The following is a 22,705-nucleotide window of genomic DNA, read 5'->3' on the forward strand; positions in this document are numbered from 1 at the left end:
GCAAAAAAACTACCGTCTCATATACGAAACAGCGGTTTCCTCTTTTAGAAAGCCTTGATTTGAACTTGTCATCAGTAACTTGAACTTAGACAAGAAACATGTTTTGTGATCTTTAATCAACTGATACCTTTCAGATAAACATTCATTCTTCCGATTTTGCTGCATCTGGTGCTTTCTTATTTAGCCGGACAATGAATTCACTGCCGGCAGGTTTGATATCTTCAACCCAGATCGTTCCCTGATCCAGCTCAACCAATTCTTTGACAATCGCGAGACCAAGACCGGATCCGCCATTCTCACTGGTTCTGGCTTTGTCCAGCCGGTAGAAACGCGTGAAGATTTTCTCTTTTTCATCGTCGGGGATTGATGTACCCGAATTCTGGACATGTATATATGCGTATTGCTGATCACTTCTGATTATCAATTTGATCCATCCGTCAGCCGGAGTATATTTGCGCGCATTACCAAGCAGAGATACCATAACTTGATGCACATAATCTTCATTCGCCAATGCATACGTATCATCGGTGATATCTACGAAAAATTTCTGTTCGAGGTCCGTCGCATAATCGGAGATCACATTATCTGCGATCGTCGATAGATTGACGACATCAAGCACTTTTGATCTTCGGTCCAAGCGGGCAATCATTAAGAGCTGATCAATCAGGCGCTGCATGCGTTTGGATTCCTGGTCAACGAAATGGACTGACTTCTGAATCAGCTCCGGATGACTGGTTCCGTGGCGCTGAATAAGTTCAACATGACCGCGGATTGCCGACAGTGGTGTTCTCAGTTCATGAGAAGCGTCTGATACGAAGCGCAGCTCCCGCTCAACTTGCTCATCAAGCTGTCCCATCAGCTGATTAAATGCCAAAGCAAGCTCGTGCACTTCCTTTGGGCGGTCCGGCACGGGCACACGCTGTTTCAGGTTGTTTGTTTGCGTTACCTGATTAATCAGCCTAGTGACATCCATAAGCGGCCTGCTCAGTCTTTTGGACAGTTGATAGATCGCAAGTGCACCGATAAGAATACCTAATAAAACACATATGCCAAGTACTTTGACCATCAGAACAATAAACTTGTGGATACTGATCATCCGCACATACAAATCGAATATATAGCCATTATGAGATGCGCGATGGTGGTAGATGGGCACAAATTTCTTTTTAAAAGAGATCGATGAAAACAGAGAAAGCTTGATCATATATTGATTGTGATCGGTAATACTCTCGCTGCCTTTGGAATAGATCGTTTTTTTATCAGGCGTTTTAATACGAACATAGAAGTCGGGGTGCTGGGTATAAAAGATATTTTCAATGGAATCGGTCCAATCCGGATGTTTCTCTCTCGACTCGATATCAAGTTGCTTCTCAACATACTCCACTTCATGTTCGGTGTCTTTGTATAGCTGATAACTCACAATCGAAAGAACGGCCACTCCGATAGATACTGCTGTTAAAAGTAGTATCAAAATATACCAGAAATTCATTTGAAAAAGTGTGGTCTTCTTATTTAATTTTAATGCAGTCATCCATTTTCTCATTCTTCAGTCCTCAATGCATAGCCGATCCCACGAACAGTATGAATCAGACTGGTTGTCTGATTTTTATCAATCTTATTCCGCAGATAGCGGACATAAACATCAACAATGTTGGTTTGCCCCATGTAATCAAAACCCCATACTTTAGAAAGCAGCTCTTCACGAGTCATCACCTTGCCCTCGTTCTTCATCAAAACAGCGAGAAGATCGAATTCCCTCTGTGTCAAATTGAAGGTCGTTCCCTCGCGTACAACGGTTCGTTTCTCAATATCAAGGCTCAGATCGCCAACTTGATACACATGGCTCGCTGGTGCCGCTTCATAACTGTTCTTTCGTCTGATCGCCACGCGAACCCTGGCAAGCAGTTCCTCAATATCAAAAGGCTTCGTGATGTAATCATCTGCCCCACCGTCAAGTCCCGCCACTTTATCACCAACATAATCACGTGCAGTCATAATAACAATCGGGACAAGGCTCCTCTTTCGAATGCGTCTGCACACTTCCAGTCCATTAAGTTTCGGCAGCATCCAATCAAGCAGAACAAGATCCCACTTTGATTCGTTCTGAAGAAACAGATCAAGAGCCTGCTCCCCATCATAGGCTTCCTCGACTTGGTAATTTTCAAAGCTTAATTCTGTGGACAAAAATGAAGCCACGCTCTTCTCATCTTCAACAAGTAATATATTTGCCTTATTCATAGAGAACGCACATCTCTTCCAATGTTAGAAATTTTCCCTTACTTTAATCAGTTTCATTCTTGCTTATTATACTGTTCCTAGAAACAGCTGTCAGGAATCCAGCATGAGAATTCAATGAGAAAATTCTCATGATATTTTCATACTGCCTTTGTTACCACGTAACAATTCAAGTTTAAGATGGTCAATGTAACCAAATTTGAATGAAATCGATTAAGAGAAATCTCAGGAGGAAAAAATAAATGAATGAACCTATTCTAACGATTGTCGTTCCTTGTTATAACGAAGAAGCCGTCCTAAATGAGACAGTGACCCGGCTTCGTGCCGTTTTGGTACGGGCATGCCGAGAACAGCTGATCTCACAGGGAAGCACAATTCTGTTTGTCGATGACGGGAGCAGTGATCGCACATGGGAAATCATTAATCAGTATATACAAGAATATAAAGAAGTTACCGGCCTGAAATTAAGCCGCAATTTTGGACACCAGAACGCCTTGATTGCCGGAATGGAGACAGCGACTCCTTATTCCGACTGCGTAGTCACCATTGACGCAGATCTTCAGGATGACGTAAATGCGATCAGAAAATTTCTGATCAAATACCGGGAAGGCTTTGATATCGTTTACGGGGTTCGCGACAAACGGGAGACGGACACCTTTTTCAAGAGAAACACTGCACTTCTTTTTTACGGGGTTATGAGCCGGCTCGGCGTTAAAACGGTTCCCAATCACGCTGATTTCAGGCTGCTCAGCCGCCGCGTGCTTGAAGAATTTGTGAAATACCAAGAAGAAAATATCTTTTTACGCGGTATGATCCCGCTGCTTGGTTTCAAGAGCACCGAGGTATACTACAACCGCGCTGAACGTTTCGCAGGAGAATCAAAATACCCTCTGAAAAAAATGCTGAATTTCGCCATTGACGGCATCACCTCGTTTTCAATTGCACCGATCCGGATGGTCACTTATCTTGGAGGCACGGTTGCCGGGATCGGGTTCCTAATCGGTTTGTACGCGCTTATCCAGCACTTTCTCGGTCATGCGGTCAGCGGATGGACATCAATGATTCTCTCGATTTGGCTGATTGGCGGCATGCAGCTTATTGCGATCGGTGTCATTGGAGAATACATTGGCAAGATCTTCAAAGAAACAAAGCATCGTCCGCGCTACATTATTGAAAAACAGCAAGTAAGACCGAAAAATGAACATTTTGAGCAAAAAGCGCTTTGAATAAAAACGTCAAAGAATAAATCTGAGAACTTTCACCGGGGCTTTCGTGAAATTGCTCCCCGGGTTCAGATGGGATGTGTCAACAATTTTAAGACTTAAACAAAGCTTGATCACGCTATTCAGTATTGCATTTGCGTCATGCTTTCTCGCCGTACTCGCGATCGGCTTTCTTTATCCGATGATTTTTCAACATTATACCGGTCTTCTGCCAATTGCACTTTCTCTGGCGATGTTCGCACTGATCGTGATTCTTTTTTTTCTTGCTGTCTACCGTTGGCTTGTCAGATTTACTGATCCGACGATTAATAAAATCTCAGCAGGGATTTTCCTGATCATGGTGCTGCTTGAGGTAACGATGATCATCACTTTTCATTCGATTATTCCACCGATTATTGACGGCGGGCACACATACGTTGAGGCGCTTTATCTGCTTGCTCATGGACATGCGTCCGACAGTATTTATTTTAAAATTTACCCGAATAACATACCGATCACACTGCTGCGCTACTTTCTTTACAGCGGGTTTGGTCTTGCACATATATCAAATTACATGCTTATCGATCGTGCATTCTGTGCACTTATGCTGCTTGCCGGTATCTTTCTGTCCTGGAAACTTGTTGGAAAATTATTTGATGCCCGTACAGCCTGTTTGTTCCTGCTGATCGCGCTGACCTGTCTGCCGTTGTTCTTTTACACAATGTATTTTTACACAGATACTGTTGCGATCATATTTCCCATTATCCTCCTTTATCTATGGTATCTTTACAGTCAAAAGGGAAAGATTCGCTACATTGTGCTGATTGGGCTTGCTCTCGGTATCGGTTATCTGATCCGTCCGAATCTGATCCTGTTTCTTCCTGCATTAGCCATTTACATGTTTTTTGTCCTGAATTGGAAGAAGGTCCTGATCAATCTCGCCATCATCGGCATGCTGATCAGTGCTACCAATTTCGCTTCCCAGGGCGTAGAACGGCATTTCGGGTATGTTCAGGATCCTTCACTTTCTATGCCTACTTATAACTGGATTTTGCTGGGATTTTCCCGCGATGGGGGTTACAACCATCATGACTATCAGCTCTCACGACTGCAGCCGAATCAGACTTCAAAAAAACAGGCGGAACAGCTGGAAATTAAAAAGCGAGTAAAGGCCTACGGAATAGCCGGGCTCGCCCGGCTATGGGCCATCAAGACTGCGCGAACCTGGGGAGCAGGCGCTCATGGCTATTATTGGTACACGCATCTGTCGAGCCATCCGACAAAAGCCTATCAGTATTTATTTAATCATAAAAATCAGCTGACGATCTTTATCATCCAGGTGTTCTATCTTGTAAACATCATTCTTTTGCTTGTTTCTGTCTTCCGCTATTTCCGAACCAAGCAAGTCGACTTGAATCTGCTCATCCAGATCTGTCTGTTTGGAAATTTTATTTTCTATGTCTTTGTTTGGGAGGCAGAGCCGCGATATAGCATGCTCTTTACACCATTCATTTTACTTGGCAGCGTTTTTGGCTTTAAAGAGCTGGTCCATGCTCTAAATATGAAAAAGAGAGACGATCCCCAAGGTGTACAGATTGGAAAAAGATTCAGACTCGTACTAGCAGGCAGCTTGCTAGCTGCAGTATTTCTGTGTGCTTACGCAGGGTTCTTTGATTATACGCAGGCAAAATCACCGCAACAGAGCTACATTGTCGACCAACGTTACTCCGTTGGCAAGAAAGGTATTACCGTGGATGCTGGTCATTCCATCACTCAAACATTTCTCGCGTATGACCAGTATAACCGCGTATCCATTGGCATTCGAGATGTTAGAGGCGCCGGTACGTATCACGCCACCATCAAAAATATGCGGACAGGCAAAGTCATTTTTTCTAAGGACTTTTCTGTCACTAAAGCAAAAAGCAAAGTAACATTAAAAGTGAATCATGGAAATTCGGCAATCGGGGACGAAGAAATCATTAAGATTACACGCATCAAAGGCAGTCCCGGATCCGCCCTCACCTTTAATATAAGTGGAAAAGCCTATGACCAACGTGATGCTTATCCTGACGGCCGCTTGATTCAAAGCGATATGACGAGCACAAAGAAAGACTTACAATTTATGATTTATCAGACTGAGAGTGGCGCTTACATCAGTAGCACCGCTTACTGGATTATGTTCATTCTTCCTATCCTGATGCTAATCTGGTACGCTTATGTTTCGCTCAGTATGGATGGAACGGAAACAGATCGTATCCGCCGCAAACGGAATCAAGTGCGAACGTCTCAAAACGGAATCCGTATTATGAGAGAAGAACAGCTACGCCGAAAAGATTATTAAAAGCAATTAGAAAAAAAATAGTCGATTAGAATACGTATGGATCCAATATCTTACATTAATAAAAAACCCTGAGCCGCGATGTGATCATCGCAAGCTCAGGTTTTTTTCATTCTATTTGATGCTTCAAAACACTCAATTTTATCAGGACAACCGAGTTTTGAAGTCGTCATAACTGAATTGTTTGATGACGCGAATGCCGTCTTTTTCATTGAACGAAGCTATTGCAGGCAACGCAATCCCATTGAATGTGTTGTTCTTGACCATCGAATAGATCGCCATATCGCAGAACACAATTCTGTCGCCTACTTGAAGTGGACGATCAAAAGAATAATCGCCGATCACATCGCCTGCCAGACATGTAGGGCCGCCGAGCCGATACGTTCGGGTACGTTTCCCAGGCTTTCCGGCTCCAATAATCTCCGGACGATACGGCATTTCGAGAACATCAGGCATATGACAAGTTGCCGACGTATCTAGAATTGCAAGTGGCATCCCATTCTCAAAAACATCGAGAACAGTGGAAACGAGATAACCTGTATTCAGTGCGACTGCTTCACCAGGTTCCAAATAAACGTCCACATCGTATTTCTCTTTAATACGTGTAATGCACCGTGCCAGACGATCAAGATCATAATCCTTGCGTGTAATGTGATGCCCACCGCCGAAATTAATCCACTTCATGTTTTTTAGAGCGTCGCCGAACTTTCGCTCGACCACAGCCAATGTATGCTCTAGCGCGTCTGAATTCTGCTCACACAACGTATGAAAATGCAGCCCGTCAATTCCGTCAAGTGCTTCAAAGTCAAAGTTCGCCTCGGTCACGCCCATTCGTGAATAAGGGGCGCATGGATCATAAAGGCCGGTCTCCACTTCTGAATATTCAGGGTTGACTCGAATGCCGCATTCAATGTGCTTAGGCGAGCTTTTCACTTGGTCTTTGAATTTCGCCCACTGGCTGAATGAGTTAAATACGATGTGATCGCTGACCTTAAGAATCTCTGCAAAGTCTTTTTCATCATATGCCGGTGAATAAATATGCACCTCTTTGCCCATTTCCTCGCGTCCGAGCCGTGCCTCATAAAAGGAGCTCGAAGCCACACCGCTCAGGTATTGGCCAACAAGTGGATAAAGCGAGAACATTGAGAAAGCCTTCTGAGCAAGTAGAATCTTGCAGCCTGTCCGTTCCTCCAGGTCTTTCAAGATTTCAAGGTTGCGCGTCAGCAGCCGCTCATCAACGATATAGCTTGGAGACGGGGCACTTTTAAAATCTATATTCATTGAATAACTCCTTAATCAATCAGCGCCGGAGCGAAATTCTCATGCCAAGGCAAGCCGAATTTATTCAGCGCATCCATGAATGGATCCGGATCGAATTCCTCAATATTGTAAACACCTGGTCGTTTCCACTTACCGGTCATTACCATCGATGCACCGATCATCGCCGGAACACCTGTAGTATACGAAATGGCCTGAGAACCGACTTCTTTATAGCATTCTTGATGATCGCAGACATTATAAACATAATAAGTCAATGGCTTACCATCTTTCACACCTTGGAAGATACAGCCGATGTTCGTCTTGCCCTTCGTCCGTGGGCCGAGTGACGATGGATCCGGCAACACAGCTTTAAGGAATTGCAGCGGCACAATTTCCTTACCTTCAAATTCAATCGGTTCAATCGAGGTCATACCGACATTTTCCAGTACCTTAAGGTGTGTCAAATAGTTTTGGGAGAACGTCATCCAAAATCTAATTTTCTTAATGCCTTTGATGTTAAGTGCGAGCGACTCCATTTCTTCGTGATGAAGCAGATAGATGTCCTTCGGTCCGATCTGCGGAAAATCGTAGACGCGCTTGATGGACATCGGTTCCGTTTCAATAAAATGGCCATTCTCGAAATAGCTTCCATTCGCAGTCACTTCACGAATATTGATTTCCGGATTAAAATTTGTCGCAAACGGATAACCGTGATCTCCTGCATTCGCATCGAGAATATCAATCGAATGGATTTCATCGAAATAATGCTTCTGTGCGTAAGCCGAGAAGACACTCGTGACACCAGGATCAAATCCGCTTCCGAGCAGCGCAGTGATACCTGCTTCCTTGAAACGGTCACGATAGGCCCATTGCCATTTGTATTCGAATTTTGCTGTGTCTTCCGGTTCATAGTTTGCCGTATCTACATAATCGACCTTTGTCGCTAAGCAAGCATCCATGATCGTCAAATCCTGGTAAGGCAGTGCAACGTTGATGACGATATCAGGTTTAACCTTTTCAATTAACGTGATCAGTTCCGGTACGTTGTTCGCATCGACTTGCGCTGTCGTAATTTTTGTCTTTCCACCATCAAGCTTCTTTTTTAAAGCCTCACATTTTGAAACTGTTCTGCTCGCAATGCAAATTTCTTCAAAAACCTCTGAGTTCTGGCAGCACTTATGTACCACAACGCTCGCGACGCCTCCCGCGCCGATGATCAATGCTTTACCCAATCGAAACGCCTCCTTATAGTTAAGCCTGTCCATATGACTTGCTCATTAAATGCTTTACGAACCGGATTCTGGATTTTGCCTTACAGTCAGGCAGATCTCTCCTATTCCATTTCTTCAAGCAGTTCCTTCACGTAATTCGGCAGCGCAAACGCACCGACATGAATTTTATCGTTATAGTATTTTGTTTTCAGCCCAAGCGCTTTCCAAGCTGCAGCATCATAATTCTCAATCGGATGATATTTCTTCGACGCGAATCCGAACAGCCAGTGTCCTGAAGGGTATGTCGGGATATGTGCCTGGTAAACCCTGCTGATCGGGAAGGAATCAATAATCCGCTTATGCGCACGCTGCATAGCAACGGCATCCTTAGGATAGAACGGACTCTCATGCTGGTTCACCATCGCACCGTTTTCTGTCAATGCCTTGTAGCAATTTCCGTAAAATTCTTTTGTGAACAAACCTTCACCAGGTCCGAAGGGATCCGTCGAATCAACAATAATCAGATCGTATTCATCCTTCTTTGAGCGGACGAATTTCAATCCGTCAGCATAATGAATAGCTACTCTCGGATCATCAAGCTTGCCGGCCGTCTGTGGAAGATAAGTTTTACATGCCTCAATCACTTGTCGGTCAATTTCAACCAGATCAATCTGTTCGACGTTAGGATAGCGCACCAGTTCACGAACGGCTCCACCGTCACCGCCACCGATCACAAGCACCTTTTTGACTTCAGGGAGAACAGCCATTGGTACATGGACAATCATCTCATGGTAAATGAACTCATCTTTTTCCGTCAGCATCATATAGCCATCAAGGGTCAGAAATCGGCCAAACTCCAGCGAATCAAAAATATCGATACGCTGAAATTCGCTCTGACCACTGTAAATCTGCCGATCCACCTTTATCGAAAAAGTGACATTATCTGTGTGCTCTTCTGTAAACCACAGTTCCAATCGGATCACTCCTTTACGGTCTGTATTTTGTTCACCAGACTGTCCTGGGTACCGGTCAGAAAACAGCCTTTCTCTTTCGCATACTTAATATACTCCAGCACTTCAGCGGTAATTTTCTCTCCGGGTGCCAGGATCGGTATCCCTGGAGGATAACACATGACAAATTCACCGCATATACGTCCGAGACTCTGGTCAAGCGGTGTCGGTTCGCTCTCCGCATAAAAGGCTTCTTGAGGACCGAGCACCACTTGTGGCCTTATATATTCTTGGCTGAGCATTCCCGTTCTGTCCTTCGCGTAACGGCGCTTGATTTCTGAAAGTGCGGAGACAAGCCGCTCCAAGTCAAGGATCCGGTCTCCGATTGAAATATAGGCCAGAATATTGCCAATGTCGCCAAATTCAATCTGTATGTCATATTCGTCACGGAGGATATCGTAGACTTCGATGCCGGCGAGACCAATGTCCAGCGTTAGTATCGATAATTTCGTCACATCGAAATCATAGACCGAATCTCCGTTAATCAGTTCGCGCGAATAAGCATAATAACCGCCGATCTGGTTAATTTCCGCCCGTGCGTATTCCGCCATTTCGCCAACCTTTTTGAAAATCTCGCGTCCTCTGAGTGCTAAATTTCTTCGTGAAATATCGAGTGAAGAAATAAGCAAATAGGAACCACTCGTCGTCTGTGTCAGATTGATAATCTGGCGAACATAACCTTCGCTTAATTCGTTGTTGACAAGGAGCAGCGAACTCTGCGTCAGCGAACCACCTGATTTATGCATGCTGACTGCCGCCATATCTGCGCCAACCGACATTGCAGAAGCAGGAAGCCCCTCGCCAAAATAAAAGTGGGTACCATGTGCTTCATCGGCGAGTACGAGCATGTTGTGTTTGTGGGCAAGCTCTGTGATCGCCTTCAGATCGGAACACACACCATAGTATGTCGGGTTATTGACGAGAACAGCTTTCGCATCAGGATTTTCAAGAATAGCCTGCTCAACATCGGAAAGCGACATGCCAAGGGAAATACCCAGTTCTTTGTTAACCCCTGGATTGACATAGACAGGAATCGCGCCGCTGAGAATCAAAGCATTAATCGCGCTGCGGTGCACATTGCGCGGCATAATGATCTTCTCGCCTCGCTTGCAGGCGCTCATCACCATACTTTGAACAGCAGATGTTGTTCCATTAACCATAAAAAAGGCGTGACGAGCGCCAAATGCGGCAGCTGCCAGTTCTTCCGCCTCTTTAATGACCGAGACCGGATGACAAAGATTGTCTAACGGTTTCATCGAGTTGACATCCACAGTTAGGCACTTTTCTCCGAGAAATTCAGTCAATTCCCGGTTTCCTTTGCCCCGCTTATGCCCCGGCACATCAAAGGGCACAACACGCATCGATTTGTAGCGGTTCAGCGCCTCAAGTACCGGCGCACTTTCTTGTGTTAAATGTGTCATTTTCTCTACTCCACTAATCAAATATATTAGCTCCGCTGAAAATTTCGATCATTTCTTTGCGGAGGTTGTTGCTGATTTTCAGTCGCTCCTTCGGCGGAATTTCAAGTACATCCCGATTGAACAAGTAGTTCTGCAGTTCCGGCTCTTTAATGAGTAATTTAGTATGAAATAAATTGGCTTGGTACACATTAATATCCACTGCATCATATTTTTCAAGTGTCTCGTCATCAATATAATTCTGGATTGAAGTCATGGGATGATCCATGAACAGCTTTTTTCCATTTACATCGCGGGTAAAACCGCGCACGCGGTAATCCGCCGTAATAATGTCCGAATCAAAACTGCCGATCAAATAATTTAATGTATTTAACGGGGAGATTTCTCCGCAGGTGGCCACATCAATATCAACACGGAACGTAGCGATCGCATTCCCAGGATGGAATTCGGGATACGTGTGTACCGTGACATGGCTTTTGTCCAAGTGTCCGACAATCGTATCACTCGTATATTGACCTAAGTTGCACGAGCGATCAATCTTGTCTTTTGGAAATTCCTGCTCCGCGATTAAGATCGTTACGCTTGCGCCCTGGGGATCATAGTCCTGTTTGCTAATGTTAAGGACATGGGCGCCGATCATTTCTGTCACTCGGCAAAGAATATGGGTCAGCCGTTCTGAATTGTACTGTTCATCAATGTAAGTAATATAATCGCGCTGCTCACGTTCACTTTTCGCGTAACATACATCGTAAATGTTGAAGCTCAGTGATTTCGTGAGGTTGTTAAAGCCGTACAATTTCAGCTTATTTTCCAACCCTATCCTCACAGCCTTTCCCAGTTATTTTGGGTCCATGACATCGCATCGTATTAGAAGAGGAAAAATGTATAAGTGAGTGTTCGAAAATTCCGGGAAAAATTACCGGCGAATCTCTGCGTCAGCTTGCTTTTCCGCTCCTCACGTATTAACAGGGGAACTTCAACTAAGAACGCGCACGTCCTATGCGCAACGTTGAAGTCACTACATCCTGTAGAAGTACGCTCCGGTGCTCAAAGCTTCGCTTCCTTAACCTTCGACGCTCAGGACGAGCTAGTGTCAGGCATGCCACAGGACGTGGCGTTCTGCCTGACCTTGGTCCTTTTTGTCCTCTTTTCGAACGGCGAGATAAGTGCTCTATCCATGTAGCGAAATCGGACGATACAAAATTCGCGCTGATTCGCTAATTTTTACTATTATGAGTCACTCAAAAAGGAGGATTACCTCCTAGTATTCGACAAAAATTCAATTTCAATTATATAGAGAAGTAGCCGTAAGTCAAGCAAAAATAAGTTCCGCTTCTCCTCTCTTATTCACAATATATTATAGCGCTGATAAAAGAAAAAAACGCGTGTCGTGATTATCCGTCACAAGGCCATTTTAAATTCAGGCTTTTTGAAATGGATAAAACGAACGCGAAGGCACATTACGTTATAGAGCTTCCATCATTTGTGTAAAGATTGTCGGCCAATCTTTTGATCGCGCCAGAGCTTTCCTCCGTCCAACAGCGGTTTGATTGTCGTTACCATGTTCCATCTGCTCAAAAACACGAATGAGCTGCTCTGGATCCCCACTATCGAGACATGTGTATACAGACGCTTCCTCATATTTTTTGGTGGACGGCAGATGAACACCAACCACCGATATGCCCGCCGCAAGAAATTCAAACAATTTCAATGGAAACACCGCGTCGTTATAAGGAGAGGATTTATAGGGCATCATTCCGATCGTAATCAAACGCATGTACTGAGGTACCTCTTTAGGCGAGACGCCTCCAACCCATTTCACATTATTGCGTTCAAGCAGACGAGCGAATGTCGGATCGCCATTTGTTCCATCCGGACCAACCAGTAAAATTTGCCAATCAGGCTTTTTACGTGCAACGGCATCAATGAGTGAAAAATCCAATTTAGGCTTAATGCCGCCGATGTAGCCAAGCACGGTTTTTCCGGCATAATCTGAAAAATCGGCTGGTATGTGCTCATTTGTAGCGAATAGGTCATAATCAACCCCATTTTCAAAAGTGAGCACACGGTTTCGCTTCTCGGCAGGCAGTTTTAAGTCCGTCTGAAGATGTAGGAAGTCCGAGGTGCAGAAAATCTGATCGGCTCGGTTAACGATGTGCTTCTCAGCATTTAAGATGAGCTGTCTGCGCGTTTTTCCGGCAAGTGACATCCTGCCGCTGATCGGAGCTGCCCAAAGATCGCTGCAGTCATAAATCACTTTATCCCAATGAAACATCTCACTCAGAACGGGAAAACCTGGGAAAGTATACCACAGATAGAAATGATACTGACCGGAAAGCGGTTGTATTCGGCGAACAAACGACTCTAGCTTCTGTTTGTGAAGGAGCTGCACATAGCGTCCAAACCGAAACCATTTCTGTGGGAGTAAATCTTTTATTGCCCACTGCTCAATAGTTCCGGACGTACCCACCCTCGTGTCAGATGCCTGACTTGGCGAGGGACATACCCAGAATACCTGATGTGTTTCTGGTTGCGACGCCAGAAAATCCGCAAGCCGGTGACGGCGGTAACGCAGCCCATCTTGCTTCCACATGCCCGCACCAACCACAACATGTATATTTTCCAAGGTCTTCCTTCCCTTCGATAGAGCACTAAGGCACTCATTCAAATACTGATAAATCGTTTGATGACTGCATTTGCGGCGTAATTACAGAAATACCAGCAGGACAGCCAGAGTGGAAGTCGTTCCACCCGTCGGTAGACAAACCACGTTTTTTTAGCCGCTTTCCACTTATTTCCGGACAGAGATGCCTTGCCGCTAATCCGGTATTCCGCCAAAGTTTCATCTAACCCATATGCCACTGTCCCTTTTTTGAGCAGAGACAACCATGTGGCCAGATCTTGCCGTGCGCGCAGATCCGGCATATGAAAAGAACCTGTCTTTTCTCTGTCAATCATTACCGTTAGGCAGCCGACAATTGTGTTCTTCAGCATACGCTTGTAGGTTACTCGTGCCGGCGCCGAGATCACTTTATTTAAAAGATTTCCACCTGCGCTCATCAGCTCATATCCCGTAAACGTAAATTCATATTGATGCATCTCCATAAAGCGAAGCTGTTCATCCAATTTTTTTGGTTTCCAACAATCGTCGCTGTCGAGAAATGCAACGTAGCGGCCTTGTGCAAGATCCAGGGCTGTATTTCGTGCCACTGCCGCTCCGTGATTGCCCTCCAGAAAAATAGGACGTATACGCTTATCTGCCGCTGCAGCTTCACGAAGCAATCGACGAGTTTGATCTGTTGATCCATCATCAACAATAATCATTTCCCAATGAGGATAAGTTTGGTTACGTACAGATTCGATCGTTTGTTCAATTGTTTTCTCCGAACAATATGTCGGTGTAATAATTGAAACCAGCGTATGTTCTATGGCCATGTTCTCCACCTCCTACGCTTCTTCCTTATTGCGTACAAACTCCGGCAGCGATGCCGCAACCAGAATAATTGTGATTCCAACCATAAAGCCCAGTATTGCTCTTTTCTTGGAAGAAAAAGGCACAGTTCTTGATCCGGTTCCCGGTACCGCAGCCTCTAGCAACTGGGCCGGTTGTAATTTGAATTTCTCAGATTCAAGCTTGTAGAGCAGCCGCACGCGATCCACAGCATCACTCTGTGACGTCTTTACCTTTTTCAGGTCACCAATTGCTTGATCGATCATTTTTGATTTTTGATTGAACTGTTTCCGATCATTCGTGAGAAAAGCATTTGCAATTAAATTAACGCGTCTCGCAGTTTCATCAGCTGTCTTGCCGCTAGAGCTGATCTGAATCAGATGATTCGGCAAAGAACTGATGTTCAGCTGACTCGTCAAGTTTTGCTTATTTTCCTGCCATAAATCCGGCAGTGACTTCTGATAAAAAGGAGCATTGGAAAGAAGAATAATCACCTGTTCTGGAGTGTTGTACTCTGTATTTCCATAACTCCCCAATTGAATGGTCGCCTGCGCCGTATAATTTGATGGCATTTTGCCTAATGGGACAACACATCCGGCGATTCCAAGCAGAATAGGCAACGCGAGGACAATCCAAATATGTGTCTTCAATCTTGTTGCCACTCGATTAAAAGCATTCATCGATTTTACGCCTCTCCCGACTGTATAGGTTGTTGTTGAGATTGACTGAGCACAGAGACCGTGCAAATGACAAATCCCAAAAATACCCAGTGAAAATACAAATTGCTAATAGAACTAGGACTGATGCTCGACACCAAGAATGCAATTTGAGCAGTCATGCATGTTTCCAGAAGCAGCTTTGCTTTTCTACCCATTTGTTTTGCATATATTTTGTATAACGAGAAAAAAATCGTCAGATACATTGCTAGATAACCGGCACCAATCAGAAATCCAAAATTTCCGGTTAGTTCAGCCAGCCAATTGTGAATTTCGAAAATATGGTTCGTATTCAAGATGGGTTGATGCTCAAGATAGACAGGTAGATTGCCCGCGCCAACACCTATGCCGAACGTTTCCGTCAAATAATGCCAGCCGCTTTGAAGCAGATGGACACGCACCGTATTGGAGCTGGGATTTTCGTTCACTGAATATGCCGTGTATGGTACAACTAAATCATGCAACTTCACAAACAGCTTGCCTGAGATAACGAGAAGGCCTCCGACAGTCAGACACAGGCTGAATAGCAATGTACCTTTTTTGTACTTTGCAGGAAGCAACAGAAACAAATAAAGAATTCCCCCTGCTGCCACGCCAAGCAAGCTTGCACGAGACTCAGTTAAATAAATGAGCCAAACTGAAGCAGTCGCGAATACAAGACAGGTTGCCCTAGCAATAGGCTTTTTGAAATGCCTGGCTGCTGCCAAATAAAAAAAGAATGAGATCGCAAGCATTGTCGCGAAATCATTTTGATTCGTGAACACAGCGGTTGGATACGCTTGTTTATAGTTCGGCCCGCCATACAAAGTCGATGTCGGCAATTGAATATGCCCAAAATGGTTGAGCATGCCAATGGCAATAAGCAATCCGCTCATCAACAACCAAATCATGTGAAAGGCAATTAAGTGATCGACACGCGTAAACGTGAACACGGCCAGAAAAATAAAAAGAAGACCAATGCCAAGCAGAAAAAGATATTTAATGCCTTCGATAACCGACCAGGACCATAGCAAAGATACAGCGCCGTAGGCCATCCAAAACATGAGAAAATAGATTATCCCTTTCACCGGCATTGTCTTCCACTCTTTATAGAAACCGCCGATCTTCACAGAATGAGCCAAAAACACGACAAGACAGGTGATTAAGAGCAATCGGTATATAAATAGAGTGAAAAATCCTACAGAAAGACTAAGCAAAACCTGATTCAAGAAAGTGGACGCGATCAATACGTACATCATGCTTGAGAGCAGGTCAGCGCTTGTCGCACGTTCCTTGAAATACAGTGCAGAAAATACAGTCAGCCATGTCCATAACAACAGTGCGACCACTTGCAGCCAAACTGTTCCGATCCAGTAAACCCCGATGAGACCCGCCGTCAGGAGGCTAATGATTAACGCTGTTTCAAGAACGATCCGATGTTTTTCTATAGGACTCTCGCCTACAAATAATGAGGTTTCGGCCATCCCATGCCTCCACATTAACGCGCTTGCACCGCTGCACGTTTTTTGCGTCTAATTGAACGGATCGTCATACGAAGACCATCAGATAAAGAGACAGTAGGTTCCCAATGCAGCAATTCTTTAGCCAATTGATTTGAGAGCACACTGTGTCTGATGTCTCCCTCGCGTTTTGGACCATAATAGACATCAAGTTCAGAGCCGGACACATCTTTCATTAATTGAAAAAGATCTTTGATGCTGATTGCAGTCTGTGATGAAATATTCACGCACAGGCTCTCCTTCACATTGATGGCAGCTACAGCTGCTGCTGCAACATCTTTAACGAAAATGAAGTCCCTCGTCTGGTCACCATCACCATAGATCATCGGCGGTGTTCCTTTTTGAATACGGTCTGAGAAGATCGAAACGACTCCTCCTTCTCCTTCCGCATCCTGCCTTGGTCCATAGACATTGCTGAAGCGAAGAATGCTGTATGGAAGCTGGTAAAATTTCTCGAACATCTGCAAATAATGCTCAACGGTTAGTTTCGTCAAGCCATAGGGTGATTCCGGTTTCGTCGGGTGCTTCGTGGTCACAGGAATTTCAATAGGATTTCCATAAACGGCAGCCGAAGAGGCGAACACGATTTTCTTCACTTCGGCAAGCCTTGCAGCATTCATAATGTTCAATGAACCTGTAACATTGGTCCGCTCATCAAAAAGCGGATCCGCAACGGACTGAGAAACGCTGATTTGCGCTGCTAAATGAATAATGTAATCAGGCTGAATGGACTGAATCACATTAATGACGGCAGGATCAGCAATATCGCAAATATATAAGTCAACGGGCAGTCCCGCTATATTTTCATGATGCCCAGTTGAAAAATTGTCGATAACAGCAACCGCATAGTTTTTCCGGAGTAATGCTTCAACAACGTGAGAGCCAATAAATCCAGCTCCTCCTGTAACCAGCACTTTTTCCATGAAAATTCCTCCTGATTTCGTATTCCATAATGCGATTTATCGTGCACCTTCGCCGGTCAAGAGCACTTTGATGGTACGCAGCAAAATTTTCAGTTCCAGCATCGGCGATAAATTGCGTACATAGACAAGGTCAAAAACAAGTTTCTCTTTTGGTGATAAATCATAACCTCCGCTGACTTGAGCAAGTCCCGTCAGACCCGGTTTCACGAGCAAACGATTTTTAAAGCCTGGAATCTCGCGATCAAATTCCTCCGTGAACATCGGCCGCTCAGGTCTCGGTCCGATCATCGACATATCTCCTTTAAGAACAGAGATAAGTTGAGGAAGTTCATCGATTCTCGTTTTTCGAATAAAGCGGCCGACTCGGGTTACACGCGGATCGTGTGCCTCTGCCCACTTTGCGCCTCCGCGTTCAGCATCCTTGCGCATCGAGCGGAGCTTGACCAGCCGAAACGTTTTTCCGTTTTTGCCGACACGTTCCTGAACATAAAATGGCGATCCAGGAGTCTCTAGCACAATAAGGAGTGAAAAAACAAGGATGATCGGCGCGGCAAGCACCACTCCAACAGATGCGCATAGAATATCAAAGACCCTTTTGATCCAGAGATAGGTTTCGATACCCTCGGGAAGGGCCATCTTTGACGGCTTCACCAACGTATAACCGCTATAAACCTCTATTTCTTTTTCCGCCTTCACATGAAACACCTCTCTAGTTCATCTGCTGCTTGCTCTGCTGAACTTGTTTCAATTATAGAGAACGTTTATGTAGGGAATGTGGTGTTTTATTAAAGGTTGTGTAAACAATGTGTCGAGCGCTTTACAAATCCCCTCTATTCAGATCATCGATAACTGAAGTTTTAAGAGAAAAGTGTGGACGAGCCCTCTTCCGAATGTTTCGTTCGGATCCATTTTCGATAAACAGTACTAAGCGATCGCGCTTGAATAAGAATCACTACTAAAAGCATGCCCAAATTTGCCAAAACCATCAATGGAAAATGGAAAACATTAATAATTCCCGCAAACAGAAGGATCAGCATCACTAGGTAATGCTTTTTCAGGGAAAATCCTTGCCAATTTTTTGCGGAGAAATAGCTTCTGCTCCAAAAGAACAAGACATAGGAAATGCCTGTTGCGAGGCCTGCGCCGATCACACCGAAGCGCGGGACCATCAGAATATTAATGACCAGACATGGCAGCAGTGCGCACAAGCTGACCCAGATATTCAGATAACTTTTACGAGAGAAAACGATGCCTAGGGTTGTTGTTTCACTGACCGTATAAAGGACAGGCTGCAGGCAGAGCAAGCCAAGCAGACCTGCTGCGGGCACATACTCAGGTGAAAGAAGATACATTACTTGATTTTTAAATAGGAGCACGCCAAAATAGAGGACCGACATGACAAGGAGGACACCTTCGCTGACCACTTTGAAATTTCTGATCGGCTGTTTCTCGCTGTACCACCGATAGGCGGTCGGCACCCAAAAACTAGTGAAGCTTGTTTGGACAACAGCTAAAACAGCCGCAATTTTCAAGGCAGCCGTAAACATGCCGATATCGTAGAAACTGCCCCATGATCTGAGCGCAAGACGGCCGGCAGAATTCAGCAGCGTGGAGGCAGAAGCAGCAACCACAAGCGGCAGTCCGAAGACCAGCATCCGCTTTAGAAGCGCTTTGTCAAAACGAAAGGTACGAAAAACGAAATAGCGGCGATGCCGAATGATTAAATAAGCGTCGCCAATGATCTGACCAATAGCTGCCGAATATACCACAGCCAAAAAGTCTCTTCGAATCATCAGGACAAAAATCAGTGTCGCAGCTAGAATGACTAACTTAATAAAAATGGTAAACATGGAGTAAGCCAGCGCTTTCTCCTCCATACGAATGGACAGCAGAATAAACCGTTCAAACGTGACAAAAATGAGCAAAATTCCAAGCAGGATGGATGCAACATATTGGTCGCTTTCACCAAATAAGAAATGGGACGTTGCCCCAAGATTCAGCATGATCAAGATCAGCAAGAGGATGGAAAATGCTAAGGGAAGAAGCAAGGCATGAAGAAAAAGCGAAGCTCGGTCTTTCACTTCATTGAATTCCCGGGTATAGGCCTGGTCAATGCCTAGATACTGAAAAGTGGACAGCATCGTCAATACGAGTGCAAACATACTTGCCTTGCCATATTCCCCCGGTGAAACAAAATGTGTCGTCACTGGGATCGTAATAAACGCAATGATCGCACCACCTGCCGGGCCAATTGAAAAAGCAAGTAACCGTTGAATAAATGCCTTCATTTTTTCCCCTTTTCTTCAAATAGCTGAATCAATTGCTTATTCAACTTCTGAATGTTGAATGCTTCTCGGATTGTCCGTCGTGCATTTTGGGTCATCATTCGCCACTTCTCAGGAGACAGAATCGCCTGTTCCAATGTATCTGCTAGTACTACGGCATCCTTTTCTCCAACAAGATAACCATTCTGTTGATCCTGGATGAGTTCCGGAATCCCGCTATGGTAGGTCGAGACCACAAGCTTCTGCATCGCCATCGCTTCCATTAATTGGACGGGAATGCCTTCCATATCACCATCGACAGCAGTGACACTTGGTGCGAGCACAATCTGTGCATCTTTCATGAGCTCGATCCACTCATCCTGTGTTTTCCATCCAAGCAATTGGACATGACGAGTGAGTTTGTTTTTCTCGATCATGCCTTGAAGCCTGTCCTTTAGCGGACCATCCCCAGCGATGAGGTAATTCAGCGAATAACCCTTCTTTATTAATTTTCCAACGGCTTCAATGCCGTATTCCAATCCCTTTTTCTCAACAAGCCTGGCGGCTGATACAATTTTGATTGGTTTGCCTGGTTCGGATGGATGGCTGTCGAAACGAAGGAGATCAATGCCCATGTGATGCACGCAAATTCTTGCCGGATCCGCACCTAACTCCATGCAACGCCTTTGCCAACACTCACTGATTGGCAAAATGACAGCGGATGAACGAAACAGGCTTTTGTAGGCGCCTGCCCCTTTTTGCTTCACATAACGAAGCATGTCATAACCATGAAAGGCAGTAAACAATTCCCCTTTGAGTAATCCAATATCGATACATTTTTGCGCCAGAATGCCATTTGGCCCAAAATGCGCCATAATAATGGCCCGGTCAGACAAATCAACTTTATTTAGCTTTTGAATCAGCAAAATTAGGTTTGGATTCCGCAACAAATCGCGAAACGGTACATTGCCCTTATAGTTTTTATTAAAAAGTCGAGCAGTCGTGTGTGCACAAAGCGCACGGGCAAAAGACAGCCCCTTGCGTAGGCGGCTGTCTGCCTGCTCCGAATTGCCATAATAAATGACATGATCGAGCAATTCATAATTGCGGACATCCGGATGGATTTTCTCTCCCGTGCCGCTTTTTTTGGCTAGAATCGTTACCTCATGCCCGGCGTCAATCATGCCGGTGATCTGATTCAAAATAAATGTTTGCGAAAGCTTCGGAAACTCTCCGACAAAAAAAAGAATATTCATAGATTTTCTCCATCATTTGTAACATTAGGGACACGAGTTCCGCAGATGCGGTAGCATCGACGTTGCTAATTAACGGATAACTTCCGGAACGACGTCCGGCCGCCCGACTGAATAATATTCAATGCGCGCTTTCCGAACCGCAGCGATGCTGTAGCAGTTACGCCCGTCAAACACAATCGGAGTCTTCATAAAATAAGCGAAAGTCTCTGGCTCCATCCGCTTAATGTCCGGCCAATCGGTCACAATCACGGCACAATCGGCATCCTTCAGAGCCTTTGCGATATTTTTCGTATACGCAGCCGGCGCGTTGATCCAACGCGGACCCTGATTTGCCGCGATCGGATCATAGGTGATCACTTCTGCACCCAGTTCCACTAATTTAGGAATGATGACCAATGCCGGGGATTCACGCAAATCATCTGTATTGGGCTTGAATGCAAGCCCAAGTACGGCAACTCGTTTTCCTTTCAAGGAACCAAACCTGGCCACCATTTTCTCGACAAGAACGCGCTGCTGATGATTGTTTACTTCAATAACGGATTTCAACAGATTGAATTCGTGATGATGGTTGCCCGCGAGCTGAACGAGTGCGTTCGTATCCTTCGGAAAACATGAGCCGCCGTAGCCAATGCCCGCTCTTAAGAAAGACATACCAATACGGTGGTCAAGGCCCATTCCTCTGGAAACTTCCTCAACATCGGCACCCAATTTTTCACACAAATTGGCAATCTCATTGATAAAACTGATTTTCGTTGCAAGAAAAGCATTCGACGCATATTTAATCATCTCACTGCTTGACAGATCCGTTTTTAAAACCGGAATGCCGAACGGAGCATTGATTTCTTCAAGGACATCGGCTGTCTCGCGATCCTCTGCACCGATAATAATCCGGTCTCCTCGAAAAGTATCGTGAATGGCGGATCCTTCTCGCAGAAATTCAGGATTTGATGCGATCCGAACCTGAATTCCTGGACGGGTATTCGCGTTCATAATCTTCTTTATATGCAAATTCGTTCCGACCGGAACCGTACTCTTAATAACAACAATCACAGATTTCCTGATATTGTTCGCAATATCGCGTGCCGCCTGTTCTACATATTGCAGGTTGGCTGATCCGTCAGCTCGCTGAGGCGTGCCGACCGCGATATAAATAACCTCTGCGCCATCTAGGCCTTTTTCATGCTGATCAGTGAAGAACAAGCGATGGGCGCTTTGATTTCTCAGCATCATTTCTCCAAGTCCTGGTTCGTAAATGGTTGGGATGCCTTGATTCAATTCCGCAACTTTATTCGGGTCAATATCAATGCAGGTCACTTGATGTCCAATTTCAGAAAGCGCAACACCCGTAACCAATCCGACATACCCCGTGCCAATGACTGCGATCTTCATTTGCGTCCCCTCACATTCTTCCTCATTAATTACTAAAATACCCATGGGTATTCTAATTCATGCATCTTTCTTAATTATGAATAGCCCACGTAAAGAGAATATTAAGGAAACGCATAGATTACGTTAAATTTTCGCAGAGGGACAGGATTGGAAAGAGACGATCCTCGAAAAGAGTTGGTCCTATCTATGGAAAAGTCGGTCCTATTCGCAGCACAGTTGGATCCATCCTGAGAATAGCCGAATTGAATCTATTTCGAAACGAGTTCCGAGTTAATATCAATCTTAAGAAAAACCAGACTAAGCTTGTTCCTTGTTTATAAAACTGACTGCTGGCTTTTGAACATCACTCTCTGCTCGACTACACTCCAGTTGCTCGCTTGCCGCGGGCAGTCCGGGAGCCTCCTCGATCAACCGAACATCTGCGGGGTCTCCCCTGGCCTGCACTGAGGTCACTGAAAAAGTCCCTCGTTTTCATTGGGCAGTTGAACGTTTATTCAATCAAACATTTAACTGCCCTTTTCCTTTATAATGGA

General features: G+C 44.9%; 18 protein-coding genes. 2 read left to right on the forward strand and 16 right to left on the reverse strand.

Translation table 11 applies throughout. The features are described 5' to 3' along the window. Positions 1–142: 142 nt before the first annotated feature. On the reverse strand, positions 143–1,543 hold the full coding sequence (locus P343_RS31910; RefSeq protein ID WP_023510950.1) for a sensor histidine kinase: 1,401 nt from the start codon (positions 1,541–1,543) through the stop codon (positions 143–145). Further along, positions 1,540–2,238, reverse strand: a complete 699-nt coding sequence (locus P343_RS31915; RefSeq protein WP_023510951.1) for a response regulator transcription factor — start codon at positions 2,236–2,238, stop codon at positions 1,540–1,542. Before P343_RS31915 ends, P343_RS31910 begins: the two co-directional genes overlap by 4 nt. 239 nt (positions 2,239–2,477) lie before the next feature. Between P343_RS31915 and P343_RS31920 the strand changes: the two genes are divergently transcribed. Both P343_RS31920 and P343_RS31925 read left to right on the forward strand, forming a co-directional pair. Beyond that, entirely contained in the window at positions 2,478–3,461 is a 984-nt protein-coding gene (locus P343_RS31920; RefSeq protein WP_023510952.1) for a glycosyltransferase family 2 protein, read from the forward strand. Between the two features lie 76 nt (positions 3,462–3,537). Continuing rightward, on the forward strand, positions 3,538–5,778 hold the full coding sequence (locus P343_RS31925; protein WP_152525306.1) for a glycosyltransferase family 39 protein: 2,241 nt from the start codon (positions 3,538–3,540) through the stop codon (positions 5,776–5,778). Positions 5,779–5,919: 141 nt separating this feature from the next. Here P343_RS31925 and nspC read toward each other — a convergent pair whose 3' ends face one another. The 14 genes from nspC to P343_RS31995 all read right to left on the reverse strand — a co-directional run bounded on the left by nspC (position 5,920) and on the right by P343_RS31995 (position 22,172). Beyond that, positions 5,920–7,056, reverse strand: coding sequence for a carboxynorspermidine decarboxylase (nspC, locus tag P343_RS31930; RefSeq protein WP_023510954.1), 1,137 nt, complete (start codon positions 7,054–7,056; stop codon positions 5,920–5,922). An 11-nt stretch (positions 7,057–7,067) separates the two neighbouring features. Beyond that, positions 7,068–8,267 carry a saccharopine dehydrogenase family protein gene (locus P343_RS31935; RefSeq protein WP_023510955.1) on the reverse strand — a complete coding sequence of 400 codons (1,200 nt, stop codon included), beginning with the start codon at positions 8,265–8,267 and terminating at the stop codon, positions 7,068–7,070. 101 nt (positions 8,268–8,368) lie between these two features. Further along, positions 8,369–9,220 carry a polyamine aminopropyltransferase gene (speE, locus tag P343_RS31940; protein ID WP_023510956.1) on the reverse strand — a complete coding sequence of 284 codons (852 nt, stop codon included), beginning with the start codon at positions 9,218–9,220 and terminating at the stop codon, positions 8,369–8,371. 5 nt (positions 9,221–9,225) lie between these two features. Next, a complete protein-coding gene (locus P343_RS31945; protein WP_023510957.1) occupies positions 9,226–10,677 on the reverse strand; it encodes an aminotransferase class I/II-fold pyridoxal phosphate-dependent enzyme in 1,452 nt (483 codons plus the stop codon). Positions 10,678–10,690: 13 nt separating this feature from the next. Beyond that, the gene (speD, locus tag P343_RS31950; protein ID WP_023510958.1) at positions 10,691–11,488 is read right to left on the reverse strand and encodes an adenosylmethionine decarboxylase; all 798 of its coding nucleotides are present in this window, start codon (positions 11,486–11,488) and stop codon (positions 10,691–10,693) included. A gap of 651 nt (positions 11,489–12,139) precedes the next feature. Continuing rightward, entirely contained in the window at positions 12,140–13,267 is a 1,128-nt protein-coding gene (tuaH, locus tag P343_RS31955) for a teichuronic acid biosynthesis protein TuaH (protein ID WP_051384775.1), read from the reverse strand. A 71-nt stretch (positions 13,268–13,338) separates the two neighbouring features. Next, positions 13,339–14,109 (reverse strand): teichuronic acid biosynthesis protein TuaG, encoded by a 771-nt coding sequence (gene tuaG / locus P343_RS31960; protein ID WP_023510960.1) that lies wholly within the window; start codon positions 14,107–14,109, stop codon positions 13,339–13,341. Positions 14,110–14,121: 12 nt separating this feature from the next. Further along, on the reverse strand, positions 14,122–14,805 hold the full coding sequence (locus tag P343_RS31965; protein ID WP_023510961.1) for a GumC domain-containing protein: 684 nt from the start codon (positions 14,803–14,805) through the stop codon (positions 14,122–14,124). A gap of 5 nt (positions 14,806–14,810) precedes the next feature. Continuing rightward, positions 14,811–16,304, reverse strand: a complete 1,494-nt coding sequence (gene tuaE, locus P343_RS31970; protein WP_023510962.1) for a teichuronic acid biosynthesis protein TuaE — start codon at positions 16,302–16,304, stop codon at positions 14,811–14,813. A gap of 14 nt (positions 16,305–16,318) precedes the next feature. Next, positions 16,319–17,263, reverse strand: a complete 945-nt coding sequence (locus P343_RS31975; protein WP_023510963.1) for an NAD-dependent epimerase/dehydratase family protein — start codon at positions 17,261–17,263, stop codon at positions 16,319–16,321. Positions 17,264–17,299: 36 nt separating this feature from the next. Beyond that, entirely contained in the window at positions 17,300–17,899 is a 600-nt protein-coding gene (locus tag P343_RS31980; protein WP_152525311.1) for a sugar transferase, read from the reverse strand. Positions 17,900–18,120: 221 nt separating this feature from the next. Beyond that, positions 18,121–19,551, reverse strand: coding sequence for a lipopolysaccharide biosynthesis protein (locus P343_RS31985; protein ID WP_023510965.1), 1,431 nt, complete (start codon positions 19,549–19,551; stop codon positions 18,121–18,123). Further along, complete coding sequence (locus tag P343_RS31990; RefSeq protein ID WP_023510966.1) at positions 19,548–20,783, reverse strand: glycosyltransferase; 1,236 nt, start codon at positions 20,781–20,783, stop codon at positions 19,548–19,550. The genes P343_RS31985 and P343_RS31990 overlap by 4 nt, the downstream gene beginning before the upstream one ends. Positions 20,784–20,852: 69 nt before the next feature. Further along, positions 20,853–22,172: a UDP-glucose dehydrogenase family protein gene (locus P343_RS31995; protein ID WP_023510967.1), complete on the reverse strand. Its 1,320-nt coding sequence runs from the start codon at positions 22,170–22,172 to the stop codon at positions 20,853–20,855. Between the last annotated feature and the right edge of the window lie 533 nt (positions 22,173–22,705).

It is taken from the genome of Sporolactobacillus laevolacticus DSM 442, from assembly GCF_000497245.1.
Lineage (GTDB): Bacteria > Bacillota > Bacilli > Bacillales > Sporolactobacillaceae > Sporolactobacillus > Sporolactobacillus laevolacticus.

Bases quoted from the DNA above. Each gene is read 5' to 3' on its own strand.
- tuaH (WP_051384775.1), bottom strand. From the start codon at position 13,267: ATGTGGAAGCAAGATGGGCTGCGTTACCGCCGTCACCGGCTTGCGGAT.
- P343_RS31920 (WP_023510952.1), top strand. From the start codon at position 2,478: ATGAATGAACCTATTCTAACGATTGTCGTTCCTTGTTATAACGAAGAA.
- P343_RS31915 (WP_023510951.1), bottom strand. From the start codon at position 2,238: ATGAATAAGGCAAATATATTACTTGTTGAAGATGAGAAGAGCGTGGCT.
- P343_RS31975 (WP_023510963.1), bottom strand. From the start codon at position 17,263: ATGGAAAAAGTGCTGGTTACAGGAGGAGCTGGATTTATTGGCTCTCAC.
- nspC (WP_023510954.1), bottom strand. From the start codon at position 7,056: ATGAATATAGATTTTAAAAGTGCCCCGTCTCCAAGCTATATCGTTGAT.
- P343_RS31995 (WP_023510967.1), bottom strand. From the start codon at position 22,172: ATGAAGATCGCAGTCATTGGCACGGGGTATGTCGGATTGGTTACGGGT.
- P343_RS31965 (WP_023510961.1), bottom strand. From the start codon at position 14,805: ATGAATGCTTTTAATCGAGTGGCAACAAGATTGAAGACACATATTTGG.
- P343_RS31910 (WP_023510950.1), bottom strand. From the start codon at position 1,543: ATGAGAAAATGGATGACTGCATTAAAATTAAATAAGAAGACCACACTT.
- P343_RS31980 (WP_152525311.1), bottom strand. From the start codon at position 17,899: ATGGCCCTTCCCGAGGGTATCGAAACCTATCTCTGGATCAAAAGGGTC.
- P343_RS31945 (WP_023510957.1), bottom strand. From the start codon at position 10,677: ATGACACATTTAACACAAGAAAGTGCGCCGGTACTTGAGGCGCTGAAC.
- tuaG (WP_023510960.1), bottom strand. From the start codon at position 14,109: ATGGCCATAGAACATACGCTGGTTTCAATTATTACACCGACATATTGT.
- tuaE (WP_023510962.1), bottom strand. From the start codon at position 16,304: ATGGCCGAAACCTCATTATTTGTAGGCGAGAGTCCTATAGAAAAACAT.
- P343_RS31985 (WP_023510965.1), bottom strand. From the start codon at position 19,551: ATGAAGGCATTTATTCAACGGTTACTTGCTTTTTCAATTGGCCCGGCA.
- P343_RS31990 (WP_023510966.1), bottom strand. From the start codon at position 20,783: ATGAATATTCTTTTTTTTGTCGGAGAGTTTCCGAAGCTTTCGCAAACA.